Source organism: Pseudomonas sp. Ga0074129, assembly GCA_001465025.1.
Taxonomy (GTDB): Bacteria; Pseudomonadota; Gammaproteobacteria; order Pseudomonadales; family Pseudomonadaceae; genus Aquipseudomonas.
The window spans coordinates 1-13,584 of sequence record LNDO01000060.1; the positions used below are offsets into that span (position 1 = coordinate 1).

13 protein-coding genes are annotated in these 13,584 nt (G+C 55.9%); 5 read left to right on the top strand and 8 right to left on the bottom strand.

Going from position 1 to position 13,584, the window contains the following annotated elements; all coding sequences use genetic code 11:
- Positions 1-337 precede the first annotated feature (337 nt).
- The 4 genes from pssA to AUK77_RS06280 form a co-directional block, all read right to left on the bottom strand.
- The gene (gene pssA, locus AUK77_RS06265) at positions 338-1,150 is read right to left on the bottom strand and encodes a CDP-diacylglycerol--serine O-phosphatidyltransferase (RefSeq protein WP_296127291.1); all 813 of its coding nucleotides are present in this window, start codon (positions 1,148-1,150) and stop codon (positions 338-340) included.
- Between the two features lie 155 nt (positions 1,151-1,305).
- Entirely contained in the window at positions 1,306-2,322 is a 1,017-nt protein-coding gene (gene ilvC, locus AUK77_RS06270; protein ID WP_296127292.1) for a ketol-acid reductoisomerase, read from the bottom strand.
- A 46-nt stretch (positions 2,323-2,368) separates the two neighbouring features.
- A complete protein-coding gene (ilvN, locus tag AUK77_RS06275) occupies positions 2,369-2,860 on the bottom strand; it encodes an acetolactate synthase small subunit (protein ID WP_296127294.1) in 492 nt (163 codons plus the stop codon).
- 2 nt (positions 2,861-2,862) lie between these two features.
- Entirely contained in the window at positions 2,863-4,587 is a 1,725-nt protein-coding gene (locus tag AUK77_RS06280; RefSeq protein ID WP_296127296.1) for an acetolactate synthase 3 large subunit, read from the bottom strand.
- Between the two features lie 404 nt (positions 4,588-4,991).
- Here AUK77_RS06280 and AUK77_RS06285 point away from each other — a divergent pair, with 404 nt between their 5' ends.
- Positions 4,992-5,435, top strand: coding sequence for a DUF4124 domain-containing protein (locus AUK77_RS06285; protein ID WP_296127298.1), 444 nt, complete (start codon positions 4,992-4,994; stop codon positions 5,433-5,435).
- Positions 5,436-5,449: 14 nt separating this feature from the next.
- Here the strand turns inward: AUK77_RS06285 and AUK77_RS06290 are convergent, their stop codons facing one another.
- Genes AUK77_RS06290 through mrcB form a run of 3 tightly spaced genes read right to left on the bottom strand, consistent with a single transcriptional unit; the run spans position 5,450 to position 8,805 of the window.
- A complete protein-coding gene (locus tag AUK77_RS06290; RefSeq protein ID WP_296127299.1) occupies positions 5,450-5,779 on the bottom strand; it encodes a YqcC family protein in 330 nt (109 codons plus the stop codon).
- Positions 5,779-6,471 (bottom strand): tetratricopeptide repeat protein, encoded by a 693-nt coding sequence (locus AUK77_RS06295; protein WP_296127301.1) that lies wholly within the window; start codon positions 6,469-6,471, stop codon positions 5,779-5,781. Before AUK77_RS06295 ends, AUK77_RS06290 begins: the two co-directional genes overlap by 1 nt.
- A 15-nt stretch (positions 6,472-6,486) precedes the next feature.
- On the bottom strand, positions 6,487-8,805 hold the full coding sequence (mrcB, locus tag AUK77_RS06300) for a penicillin-binding protein 1B (RefSeq protein ID WP_296127303.1): 2,319 nt from the start codon (positions 8,803-8,805) through the stop codon (positions 6,487-6,489).
- Between the two features lie 118 nt (positions 8,806-8,923).
- Here mrcB and AUK77_RS06305 point away from each other — a divergent pair, with 118 nt between their 5' ends.
- The 4 genes from AUK77_RS06305 to AUK77_RS06320 all read left to right on the top strand — a co-directional run bounded on the left by AUK77_RS06305 (position 8,924) and on the right by AUK77_RS06320 (position 12,263).
- Entirely contained in the window at positions 8,924-10,486 is a 1,563-nt protein-coding gene (locus tag AUK77_RS06305) for a bifunctional aminoglycoside phosphotransferase/ATP-binding protein (RefSeq protein ID WP_296127305.1), read from the top strand.
- A gap of 83 nt (positions 10,487-10,569) precedes the next feature.
- On the top strand, positions 10,570-10,914 hold the full coding sequence (locus tag AUK77_RS06310; protein ID WP_296127306.1) for a pentapeptide repeat-containing protein: 345 nt from the start codon (positions 10,570-10,572) through the stop codon (positions 10,912-10,914).
- A 175-nt stretch (positions 10,915-11,089) separates the two neighbouring features.
- Positions 11,090-11,362 (top strand): TfoX/Sxy family protein, encoded by a 273-nt coding sequence (locus tag AUK77_RS06315; protein ID WP_296127307.1) that lies wholly within the window; start codon positions 11,090-11,092, stop codon positions 11,360-11,362.
- A 106-nt stretch (positions 11,363-11,468) separates the two neighbouring features.
- On the top strand, positions 11,469-12,263 hold the full coding sequence (locus AUK77_RS06320; protein ID WP_296127308.1) for a cyclic nucleotide-binding domain-containing protein: 795 nt from the start codon (positions 11,469-11,471) through the stop codon (positions 12,261-12,263).
- A gap of 360 nt (positions 12,264-12,623) precedes the next feature.
- Here the strand turns inward: AUK77_RS06320 and AUK77_RS06325 are convergent, their stop codons facing one another.
- Entirely contained in the window at positions 12,624-13,487 is an 864-nt protein-coding gene (locus AUK77_RS06325) for a ChaN family lipoprotein (RefSeq protein WP_296127309.1), read from the bottom strand.
- Between the last annotated feature and the right edge of the window lie 97 nt (positions 13,488-13,584).

Genomic DNA, 13,584 nt, shown 5'->3' on the forward strand with positions numbered 1-13,584 from the left:
AACCACCTCATTTACCGCTTTCGACCACCTCGACCGAACCCCTTCAGACCTAAACGCCACTTCCTGAAGAGGAGGCGCATTCTACGCAGCTTTCGCTGATTTGCAACCCCTTATTTAAATCTAACTTCTTGTTTTATAAGAAGTTTAAGGAGTCGCTTACGCCTCAAGAGGTGCGCAGTATAGGGATAGAACCCCGTAGGTCAACTGATTGTTTCGCTTTTGTTTCAATGACCTCATCAAAAGCACCTCACCACCCGCAAGAATGCGCCGCCTGCAGAAACGACAAAGCCGTTGAAGCTGACGCTTCAACGGCTTTGTCGATACAGCTGCGCTGTAACTAAGCGCTTTTACCGCGACGCAGGCGCAGCAGATACTGAATCGGCCCCGAGGCCGCGTAAGCCAGGAAGATAATCAGTAGGATGCGCGGCGGATCACTGAACACAACAGCAAACACCAGCACCACTGCTAATATCGCCACAAAAGGCACGCGCCCTTTCAGGTCTAGATCCTTGAAGCTGTTGTACTTGATGTTGCTGACCATGAGCATACCGGCCGCTGCCACCAAGATGGCAACTACAAAGGCCATATTCGAGCCCTTGATGCCAAAATCACTGAAGGCCCAAACCGTACCTGCCACCACACCCGCAGCAGCCGGGCTGGCCAGGCCGATAAAGTAACGCTTGTCGACGCTGCCGATCTGCGTGTTGAAACGCGCTAAACGCAGCGCGGCACCCGCCACATAGATGAAGGCGACCATCCAGCCGACCTTACCCATGCTGCCCAACGCCCACTCAAACGCGAGCAAGGCCGGCGCTACACCAAAGGCAACCATGTCGGAAAGCGAGTCGTATTCCGCACCAAAGGCGCTTTGGGTATTGGTCAGGCGCGCGACTCGACCATCCAGACCATCCAACACCATTGCCACAAACACCGCGGCAGCTGCCACATAGAAGTTGCCGTTCATGGCATTGATGATGGCGTAGAACCCGGCAAATAGATTGGCCGTGGTAAACAGGTTGGGCAGCAGATAAATACCGCGATGACGGACCTTACGCCCTTCGGCGTCATGACCCTCCTCTATGTGCTCATCGATTGGTAGCAAGCTTTCAGCATCGACGGGAGATTGCGGCTCATCTGGACGTTCATTCATGAACAACACCTTGCAACGGATTTGAAGAATTTCGACAGGCGCTGACGAACAGGGTTCAGACCGACGCCCATGCAACACTCAAGCTTTATACCAGAAGCCTTGCTGCACCATGAAAAAACGCGGCCTTAGCCGCGTTTTTCTTACGTCATAAAACCTTAGTTCTTGGCTTTGTCGACGATTTTGTTGGCGCCGATCCACGGCATCATGGAGCGTAGTTGCTCACCGATGATCTCGATACCGTGCGCAGCGTTGTTACGACGCTTGGCGGTCATCGAAGGATAGCCGGTGGCACCTTCACTGATGAACATCTTGGCGTATTCGCCGTCCTGGATGCGCTTCAGAGCATTGCGCATAGCCTGACGGGATTCGGCGTTGATAACTTCCGGGCCAGTCACGTACTCGCCGTATTCAGCGTTGTTGGAGATCGAGTAGTTCATGTTGGCGATACCGCCTTCGTACATTAGGTCAACGATCAACTTCAGTTCGTGCAAGCACTCGAAGTAGGCCATTTCCGGCGCATAACCGGCTTCAACCAGAGTTTCAAAGCCGGCTTTTACCAGTTCAACGGTACCGCCGCACAGAACAGCTTGCTCGCCGAACAGGTCGGTTTCGGTCTCGTCCTTGAAGGTGGTTTCGATGATGCCGGTACGACCGCCACCCACACCAGCGGCGTAGGAAAGCGCAACGTTTTTGGCGTTGCCGGAAGCGTCCTGATAGATAGCGATCAGGTCAGGGATGCCGCCGCCTTTAACGAACTCGGAACGCACGGTGTGGCCCGGAGCCTTCGGCGCGATCATGATCACGTCGAGATCGCTGCGCGGAATAACCTGGTTGTAGTGAATCGCGAAGCCGTGGGAGAAGGCCAGAGTGGCGCCTTTTTTGATGTTCGGCTCGATTTCGTTCTTGTACAGCGAGGACTGGAACTCATCCGGAGTCAGGATCATAACCAAGTCAGCAGCAGCAACGGCGGAAGCAACGTCAGTCACTTTCAGGCCATGGGCTTCAGCCTTGGCAACGGTGGCCGAGCCTTTGCGCAGGCCAACAGTCACATCAACACCGGAATCTTTCAGGTTGCACGCTTGAGCATGACCCTGGGAACCGTAACCGATGATGGCAACTTTCTTACCCTGGATGATCGAGAGGTCACAATCTTTGTCGTAATACACTTTCATGGAAATTCTCCTGTCTTGATGACCCGCAGGCCATTCGTTAAATGGGTTAGATGCTGAGTACTTTGTCGCCACGGGCAATGCCAGTAACGCCACTGCGTACGGTTTCCAGAATCGACGTGGTGCCGATTGCTTGGATAAAGCTGTCCAGCTTGTCACTCGTGCCGGCCAACTGGATGGTGTAAACACTGCTGCTTACGTCCACGATCTGGCCGCGGAAGATGTCGGTGGTACGCTTGACTTCAGCCCGCTGAGCCCCTGTAGCCTTTACTTTGACCAGCATCAGCTCACGCTCAACGTGGGCGCTCTCGGACAAATCAACCAGCTTGACCACCTCAATCAACTTGTTGAGGTTTTTGGTGATCTGCTCAATGACTTCATCATGACCGACAGTGGTCAAGGTCAGGCGCGACAAGGTCGGGTCTTCAGTCGGAGCTACCGTCAGGCTTTCGATGTTGTAGTTGCGCTGAGAAAACAGGCCCACAACACGGGACAGTGCGCCAGGCTCGTTTTCCAGCAGCAGGGAAATGATGTGTCGCATGATTAGGTACGCTCCGTCTTGCTCAGCCACATATCGCGCATTGCACCGTCTTTGATTTGCATCGGATAGACGTGCTCACTGGTGTCAACCTGAATGTCGAGGAATACCAAGCGATCTTTCATCGCAAAGGCTTCTTCCATCTTTGGTTTCAGGTCTTTCAGATCAGTGATGCGGATACCCACATGGCCATACGCCTCGGCCAACTTGACGAAGTCAGGCAACGACTCCATGTAAGAGTGGGAGTGACGGCTGCTGTACATCATGTCCTGCCACTGGCGCACCATACCAAGCGCACCGTTGTTCAGATTGACGATCTTTACCGGCAAACCGTATTGCAGGCAGGTCGACAACTCCTGAATATTCATCTGAATACTGCCTTCACCGGTTACGCAGGCGACCTCGTCATCCGGAAAGCTCAGCTTGACACCCATTGCAGCTGGGAAACCAAAGCCCATGGTGCCCAAGCCGCCGGAGTTGATCCAACGGTTAGGCTTATTGAACCGGTAGTACTGCGCAGCAAACATCTGATGCTGGCCTACGTCCGAGGTCACAAAGGCATCGCCATTGGTGATTTCAGACAACATCTCGATAACGGCCTGCGGCTTGATAATCGTGCCGTCGCCCTCGTTATAAGGGAACAAGCGACCCGTACCACGCCACTCTTCGATCTGCTTCCACCAACTGGCCAAAGCGTCCTTGTTCAGCTGCTCACCGATCTCTTTAAGGATGGCGACCATTTCGGTCATCACGCTTTCAACCGGACCTACAATCGGGATGTCAGCCTTGATGGTTTTGGAAATAGACGCTGGATCGATGTCGACGTGAATGATCTTGGCATTCGGGCAGAACTTGCTTGCGCCGTTGATAACACGGTCATCAAAACGCGCACCTACCGCCAGAATGACGTCAGCGTGATGCATCGCCAAGTTGGCGGTGTAACTGCCGTGCATACCGAGCATGCCCAGGAACTGACGATCCGTACCCGGATAACCGCCCAACCCCATTAGGGTGTTGGTAACAGGCAGATTAAGCATTTGTGCCAGCTCGGTCAGGGGCGCAGAAGCTTCACCCATGATCACGCCGCCACCGGAATACACCATAGGACGCTTGGCGGTCAGCAGCAGTTCTGCAGCCTTGCGGATTTGGCCGGAATGGCCACGCAGAGCTGGGCTATAGGAGCGCAGTTTGGCTTTTTTCGGATAAACGTATTCGAACTTCTCAGCCGGATTGGTCATGTCCTTGGGAATGTCCACAACCACAGGACCTGGACGACCTGACTGGGCCAGATAAAAGGCCTTTTTCAAAACTTCCGGGATTTCCGAAGCATGCTTGATCATAAAGCTGTGCTTAACGATCGGACGGGAAATACCGATCATGTCGGTTTCCTGGAAGGCATCAGTGCCAACCATGTTGCTAGGCACCTGGCCAGACAACACCACCATCGGAATAGAGTCCATGTAGGCAGTGGCAATACCTGTAATGGCATTAGTAGCGCCAGGACCGGAAGTCACCAACACAACACCAGCCTTACCAGTGGCACGGGCATAACCGTCCGCCATATGGGTAGCCGCCTGCTCATGACGAACCAGAATATGGTTCACCTCAGGCTCTTTGAACAAGGCATCGTAGATATGCAGCAGAGCACCACCAGGGTACCCATAGATATTTTTAACGCCTTCGTCGCGCAGGAAGCGGACGACCATTTCAGCGCCGGATAAAAGCTCCACGTTGTTCACCTCTAAAACGCCAGAAAACCGCCTACAAGGGACGGCCTAAGATAGGTTTACTGCCAGCAGAGCATGAGCGACGGTGGTCGCTGACTACGTCAGCTACTACTGAGCAAGTATTGGGAAAGGCCCTTGGTGTTGCGGGATTTTCCCACCCAGCGCGAGGTAACGCGTTGCGGGTGAAACAGGTCGGCGCGGGTGTGCACCTCATGTCTACTGAGCTAAAGCCTGCTTGCGGCGGACTCCACTACAGCGAGCATGGAATTGTTGGGATTCAGCGCGGCCAAGTCAAGTAATCAGTGATTGAATCTGCAATCTTCTGCTGTGACGCAGAGCAGGATGACGATTTGACCATTTTGGTTATAGTAGTGAGCATGTACTGCCGCTCACTTTAAGGAAACTGCATGCGCCGCATGATTATTACCAGCAGCTTGCTACTCGCCATCAGCGCCACAGCCATGGCTGGCCAGGTTTATAAGTGGGTCGACGACAAAGGGGTCACCCATTTCAGCGCACAGCCGCCGCAGGGGCAGGAAGCGAGCACCATCAACACTGCACTACCTGTTCCAAAGCCCGCACCGGCAGAACCTACCAAGCCTGCCCCTACATTTGAAAGCATTGCTAACCCTGAACAGGCGGCTATCGATGCAAAGGTTAAGCAGGACGTGGCAGCCAAGGAAGCTGAGCGCAAGAAATACTGCGAGGAGGTGCGCACCAACCTGGCGCAACTGCAAAACAACCCACGCCTGCGCATGGAAGTAGAGGGCGAAGTTCGCCGCCTGAGCGAGGAAGAACGCCAGGCGCGCATCGCCGAAACGCAGAAGTCGATCACAGATAACTGTAACTAACCCTGCGGCGCGACTTAGGCCGCGCCGACGATTAACTGATCAAACTCGCCCAACAGCCGTATCAACTCTCGCGCCTTTACCAACTGACCGCCATAGACCTGCTCAGCCATAGGCTGAATACCGGACACTGTGGGCAAAGGCGCTGCAGACTCCAGCATATGCTTCATGCGCGGCAGAAATATCCACTGCAGCCACTGTTCAAATGCCAGCGTGTCTACGCAAAAAGGCACCTGACTGGACAACGCCTCGGAATCAGGCGCTTGCGACGCCCACCAGCCCTGCACCCGCAGTTCACGCTCAATCAGCAAAAGCTGGTCAGCCAGATCGGCTACGCGCTTATCCATCAGAGACTGACTCTTGCCTGCTCGCGGGCTTGCGCAGCACCTGCCGCATCACCCTGACGCTCGCGTGCCTGAGCGATTAAATTCCACAAGCTGGCCTGAAGCGCAGGACGACCACTGGCATAACTCAAGCCACGACGCGCAAACTGCTCCGCTTGAGCAGCATCACCTTGAGCCATGCGCACCTCGGCTAGCCGATAAAGCACTTGCGGCTCGCGCGGAGCAATGCGCTGGGCGCGCTCCAGGCTTGAAGCAGCACCGTTGAGGTCGCCGCCACCCTGTTGCTGCTGAGCCGTGGTCAGTAGCGACAACACTGGGCCATCCAGTTGCTCATCCATTGCTAAACCACCGCCAGGGATACCCGTCGGCGCAGGCGCGGCATAGCCACCTGACACGGCCGGAGGCGAAGCGCTCCAAGGCTGAGTCGATGCGCCTGCCTGCATAGGCGCGTTGCCCGCTGGGAACGATTGAATCGGCGTTGTACTCACACCGCCTGGCACCATCACCACTACACCCGAATCTTGCGGCAGTGTTTGCGTTTGAGGCGCAGGTGCAGGGTAACCGCCTGAAGACGCGACCTGCCCCGAAGAAATCGATGAACCGCCCTCAACCACCGGGATAGAGCCGCGCGGAACAGTGTTACAACCTGCCAAGAAAAGCGAAGCCGTTACCGCTGGAATCAACCACTTATTCACGTCACACCCTCTCACTTAATCCAACCAGCCGCGCACCCAATCCATCACTTCGTCGACCGGCGCCTGAATACCACAGGCCGGCCCCGCGACGGGTTGGCTGCCACGAATATAAGGTACCTGTACTGCATTCGGACAACTCGGATCAGTCCCTTGACCGCTGCCGGCGTCTATCCAGGCTTGCACCACGTTTTCTGGCATGGGCATATCAAGCGGCAGCGGATCGGCCTTGCGCATGAAGTCTGTCCACACCTGCAGAGCGCCGGTCGCGCCGGTTAACGGCGTGGGGCCGTTGTCATCGCGCCCCAGCCAAACCACAGCCAGAACATCCTGACTGAAACCGGCAAACCAGCTGTCTCGGGAGTCGTTACTGGTGCCGGTTTTACCGGCCAAGGCCAGTGATCGCGGCAACTGGCTATAAACCGAACGCCCAGTGCCTTCTGCCATCGTGCGCTGCATGGCGTTTTGCAGCAAATAGATGGCACCCGCATCGAACCGCTGCTGGATCTGGAACGGATACCGCTTGAGCGGTTCACCCTCGGCAGTGAGCACGTTCCGGATGCTGCGCAACGGAGTGCTGAAACCACCATTGGCCATTGTCTGATACATAGTCGCGACACCCATTGGGCTGAGCGCACCCGCCCCAAGCAACATCGATGGATACGCAGGCCATTCATGCTCAACACCGAGGCGACTGAGGGTTTTCAACACCTGCGGCACACCTACCTCAAGGCCCAACTTGGCGGTGGACAGGTTGTAAGAGTTGACCAGCCCCTGATACAGGTAAATGGTGCCGTGAGCCTTACGATCAAAGTTTTGTGGGCTCCACACCTGACCATCTTGACCCTTGATGGAGAAGGGCTGGTCTTCCAGCAAGCTGGTCAAGGTGTATTGGCTCGGCCGCTCCAATGCCGTGAGATAAATCGCTGGCTTTATCAGCGAGCCAATTGGTCGCACAGCATCCAATGCCCGGTTAAAACCAGCAAAGCGCGGCTGGCGGCTGCCAACCACGGCTTGAACCTCACCGCTTTCTGGGCTGGTGACAACCATGCCAGCTTCAACCTGGTCAACACCCTTGCGTCCTGACAGGCGCTTGAGGCTGTCGGCTAACGCGCTTTCGGCCTTGAGCTGCAAAATTGGGTCAAAGCTGGTGAAGATGCGCAAGCCTTCCTCGGTTAAGTCCTGCTCCTGATAGTCCTCTCGCAACTGGCGTTTGACCAAATCCAAAAACGCAGGGAACGAACTGTCGGCCAAGCTGCCACGCTGGGTAATGCCCAACGGCTTTTGTTTGGCTGCAGTGACGGCGTCCAGGCTGGCGACGCCCTGTTCGGCGAGCACGTCGAGCACCAGATTACGCCGTGCTAGGGCGCGCTCAGGATTACGACGGGGGTTAAAGAAGGTTGGTCCCTTAACCATGCCCACCAGCAGTGCAACCTGATCAAGTTTCAACTCTGACAATGGCTGGCTAAAGAAATACTGGCTGGCCAAGCCAAAACCATGCACAGCCCGCTGACCGTCCTGCCCCAGGAACACCTCATTGAGATACGCCTCAAGGATGTCCTGCTTGTCGTAATGCAACTCCAACAAAACCGCCATCATCGCTTCGGTGGCTTTACGCGACAGCGTGCGCTCATTGGTCAGGAAAAAGTTCTTTACCAATTGCTGCGTCAAGGTGCTGCCGCCCTGACGCAATTGACCCGCGGTGGCGTTCACCCACACCGCACGGGCGATACCTTTAGGCGAGACGCCGAAGTGGTTGAAAAATTCACGATCCTCAATCGCCACCAACGTTTCGACCAGATAAGGAGGTACCTGCTCCAACTTGATCAGCAGGCGATCCTCTTGGTGAGCTGGATACAACCCGCCAATCATCAACGGTTCCAGCCGCGCGACGGCCAGGTTGGCGCCATTGGCCTGACTCAGGCCGGCCACATAATCGCCGGAGAAACGCACTCTTACACGCTGCGATGGCTCAGTGCTTTCGTAAAACTGGAACCCACGAGAGTGAAGTTCAATGTTATTGCCGGCCACCGAGACACCACCAGGGCCGCTGAGCGCGTTTTCCCGGCGATAGCCCAAGGCGTCCAACTCCTTGAGGAAGTCGTCCTTGGCCAGCTTTTGCCCAACAAACAACTCAAGCGGGCGGGCATACACCTTGGCCGGAACGGTCCAGCGCTTGCCGGAGAATTTCTCCTGCACCACGGCATCGAGGTAAACCGCAAACACGGCAAAAACCACCAAACCAACCAAACTGAGCTTGATAGCCCAGCCCAGCCAGGGGCGCATACCGTTAGAACGGCGTTTGGAGCGAGGACGGGGAGATCGGGATCGAGTCATGGCGCGGCATTATACGCACTTTGTCTGCTTGCCAGCAGGCCGGCACAGCGGTTTGCAGAGCCGGATTGTAAGGCCATAATGGCCCACTCTTATTTCAGTTGACCGCCAAGGATCGCCCGTGAGCCAAGCACTGATCAGCGCACTACAAAACCCGGCACTTTACCCGCACCCGGTTGAGCAGTTTAAGGTCATCGAGACCCACATCTCTTGGGTCATTCTGACCGGCCCCTTTGCCTACAAAATCAAGAAACCGGTGAACTTCGGCTTTCTCGATTTCAGCGAACTGAGCGCGCGCCAACACTTTTGCCAGGAAGAGCTGCGCCTTAACCAGCGCCTGACGCAGGACCTTTATCTTGAGGTACTGCCAATTTGCGGCAGTGTCGAGGCACCCCAGCTTGGCGGCGAAACTGAGGCAATCGAATACGCACTCAAAATGCGTCAGTTCCCACAAAGTCAGCTGCTGAGTGATGTTCAGGCGCGTGGCGAGCTGAGCGAAGCGCATATTGATGCTCTGGCCAAACAAATTGCTGATTTCCACGCCGCCACTCCGGCGGTACCGGCCGAACACGAACTGTGCTCTCCGGCTGCCATCGTCGCGCCAATGCGGCAGAACTTTGAGCAAATACGCCCCATGCTCAATGATGCAGCCGACCTGCAGCAGCTTGAAGCTCTCGAGGCCTGGACTGAGGCCAGCTTCGCCCGCCTGGAGCCACTGCTGGCAACGCGCGCGGCAAACGGCTCGATCCGCGAATGCCATGGCGACATTCACTTGGGTAACGCCACATTGTTGAATGACCAGGTGGTGCTGTTCGACTGCATCGAGTTCAACGAACCGTTCCGTCTTATCGATATTGCTTCGGACGCGGCGTTCCTCGCCATGGATCTGGAAGACCGCGGCCTCAAGGCGCACGCATGGCGCTTCGTCAATGCCTGGCTGGAGCATACGGGTGACTATGCCGCGCTGGAGCTGCTGAACTTCTACAAAGCCTATCGCGCGTTGGTTCGTGCCAAAGTTGCGTTGTTCAGCCTGGCGCATCAGACCGACGCCGTGCAAAAAGCCGTCACCCTGCGCCAATACCGTAATTACGCCAACCTGGCCGAAAGCTACAGCATTATTCCATCACCCTTCTTGGCCATCACCCATGGTGTTTCTGCAGTGGGCAAAAGCCACGTCGCCATGCGCCTGGTTGAGGCCTTGGGGGCAATTCGCCTGCGCTCGGATGTAGAGCGTAAACGGCTATTTGGCGAACAAAAGGATGCCGACACCGGCAAACTCAGCACTGGGATTTACAGCCAGGATGCCAGCGCCAGCACCTACCAGCGCCTGCACCAATTGGCTGAGGCGGCGCTGCATGCCGGGTTCCCGGTCGTTATCGACGCTACCTACCTGAAAAAAGCCCAGCGCGATGCGGCCAGCCAGATTGCCGAAGCCTGCGGTGCTCCGTTCATTATTCTGGAATGCAGCGCACCGGATGAAGTCATTGCAGGCTGGCTTGAGCAACGCCGCCTGGCCGGCAACGACCCGTCAGACGCCACCATGGATGTCGTGCATGCGCAGCAGGCCAGCCGTGAAGCATTGAGCGAAGATGAGCTGTTGCACAGCAAACATGTAGAGACTCACGACGGTGCCAGCTTGGACAACCTGATCACTCGCATCCGTAAACGCCTACCAAACGCGTAAAACCCGTTCGGGTCATTGCGACGGCGCCAGCAGAGTGCGCCGCCGCTTCTATACTGCAAGTGTCGATCACTCGGAGATACTCCATGACCCACCCCAAACAATTGGATAGCGCTCTCTATTCACTCATCCACAACGAGAAGATCACCGCCTTCAATGCTCAAAAACCCAAAGATGTGCCTGTCGATTTAAGTGATGGCGATTTTCGCGGTCTTGACCTGCGAGCACTGGATGCGCAGAACATTAATTTCACCAATGCTTATTTCCGCGGAGCGGACCTGCGCGGGCTGGATCTACGCAGCGCTCAGCTTGAAGGTGCAAGCCTGGCCCACGCGCAAATTTCCGGCGCTTACTTTCCTGTCGAACTGACTGCAGATGAAATTCTCATGTCTGTAAATTTCGGCACACGCCTGCGCTACAACACGCGTTAAATGAAGTTCGTCTTGGTCCGCGTTGAACGCGTGCAACCTTTGCAGCAAGGCAGGATCACACTGATATCGCCGTCATTTAGTTGATACAACTGCGGCGCCACGTTCTCAGACTGAGCACTACACTCATGTAGCGCACACTCCGTACGCACCCAGCCATGCAGCGCAAGGAGGCCAGATGAACGATGAACTGCAACACCTGAAAAACCTCGGTAAAACCTCAGCGCAGTGGCTACATGCTGTGGGCATTCACAGCGCCAATGACTTAAGGCGCCTAGGTTCTGTTGGCGCCTATCGAGCGGTTCGCGCACGCGGCTTCAGGGCCTCAAAGGTGCTGTTGTATGCCATTGAAGGGGCGCTGCTGGACGTGCATTGGAATGAACTGACGCCAGGCCATAAGGCGGAACTCAACACCCAACTCGATGAAAGTTGCAGCCACAACAAGAGCTAGCTCACAACCTGCCGAGCTGGCGATTTACCCGAACGCCGCAGCCCACTATTGTTTTAGGGACGTTCGTGCGGTTTAGTATGCCTAGCCAGTTCAAGGATATTCGCTCATGTATTTACTCGGGGAGCAACCGGCTTACGCCGATCAGCTAATCAACCGACTCCAAAGCATCCCCGCCCAATTGCTTGAAGGCCTCGCGCCTGCAGACTCGCCACTGCAGCTTGAGCGAGCAGATGATCTAACCGAGATCCTGCCAGGCAATCAGCTGTTCATCATTGAAAACGGCCTGCTGCACGCTGTGGTTGATGGTCGTCCACTCTTCTATCTTCAGGAAGGTGATCTAGTAGGCCTGCGCCAGGGCTTAGACATGCCGAGCTGCCGTTACAGCAGCGAAGAAAAACTGAGCCTGATCCCCTACTCGCGCAGCGATGTGTTCAAACACATCTATGCCAGCGAACAACGCCAAGAACTGTTTATCCAATATTTGATTGGCCACACCGCCCTGCTGTCCGATGCGCTGGTTCGGTTAAAACAACCAGAAATTCGCCCATCCACTGGGTTTCAGCATTTTGCAGCCGGCGAAGAGTTGATTCATCAAGGCGATACCGCCGACAACGTATTCATCATCATCGAAGGCCATGCCGAAGCTTATGTGGACGGCCATAAAGTAGGTGATGTACAGAAGGACGAAATTTTTGGCGCCATGGCGGTTTTCACCCGCGAGCGACGCAGTGCAACCGTACTGGCCAGCGAGCCCTGCACGGTCATGGTGATTCCTAAAGAGCAGTTCCTCAGCCTGATGCAGAGCAACCCTCGAATAGCCCACAGCCTGATCGAGAGCATGGCTAAACGCATCGACCTGCTCAACAAAGAAGTGACTCAACTGCGCCTGCCAAACGATTAAACCGGGCTGAACTGAAGCATCACAAAACCCGACCTAGCGTCGGGTTTTTTGTCAGGAAATCCAGCCAACCTGCGTCACTAAAATTATTTCTACTGAAGTGTTGACTTGAAAATGAGAATTGTTATTATTACCTCAACTGGTCGCGAGATCAGCCGATAAGCTCAAGAGACCTTCAGTCGGCCTCTTCAGATTATCTCCTCATCAGGCTAATCACGGTTATTGACCCGGCTTTTGCCGGGTCTTTTTTTGCCTGTAGAAACGCCCCGCTAGACCATTGCCCTCAACAGTGCTGAGACTTTGACAAGGTGGAACGCATTCAATGCCCAGGCCGCTCTTGCTGCCAAGCGGCCTGGGCGTTTTTTAGCGGCGTAGCGTGGCGCAATGGTCCTGCTGAGGCTGTGCCGGCGTATACCAAACGAAGTCGGCAGCGGCTGAAGTTATCTGCGTACCGATTTCCGCCAGGATCAAAACCGGCGTGCCTTCCGCCCCCTGTAAATCCTGCAGATGCAGCGGCACACCCAGGTCGCGGCGCACATGAAAAGACCCAGCTATCAGCAGGCTAGGTTGTGGCGCGGCCAGCAGTGCCTCTGTCATGCGTCGGTCGCGCTGTTGTTGCACAGCAAGCATGGCCGACAACTGACTCTCCGGCAGCAGGTTGCAGTGGGATTCGCGGATCTGCGCCAGCAGCGTTTCACGCACAGCCGGTGCGCTGGACGCCTGACCGCTCAACGTCGGGACTTGGCTGTAGATCTGCATCACCTCAGAACGGTCAAGGTTGGCCGCCAACAATGGATAAGGTTGACGCAGCGCATGCTGCACCAACGGCCCGTAAAGCGACCACGACCAGCCCGGCTGCCAGGCCAGTGCAGTCAGGATATCCGGCGGCGTTTGTCCGGCTTGTAGGGCCTGGCGCACCTGATCGACCTTGGTTTGTTGATTGGGATTGAGCATCTCCAACAGCAGGCTGCCCTGCGGCCGCTGTTGAGCCAGCGCACGCAGTAGCCAAAGCTGCAGAGCATGGTGATCGGGGTTGTCGTGGCGCTCACCCACCAACACCTTGGGCGCATCAACCAAACGCGCCACCAGTTGCTCAGGGGTCAACGTCTTGCCGCTGCTTAACTCCACAATGCGGCCTACATCCGGGTGTTGCAGCCCGTCAGGGCTTTGCCAATCGGGTAAAGCCGGCAGCGACGCCTGGCAGCCGGCCAAAAGCGCCACAAGCACTAAGGATGCTCTGAAGTAGCCCTGTATTTCCGGCCGACTTCAGCTCTTGCCGATTTTAAAAGCGGCGATTCGACCAAAACCGATCAAGTCATCCGTT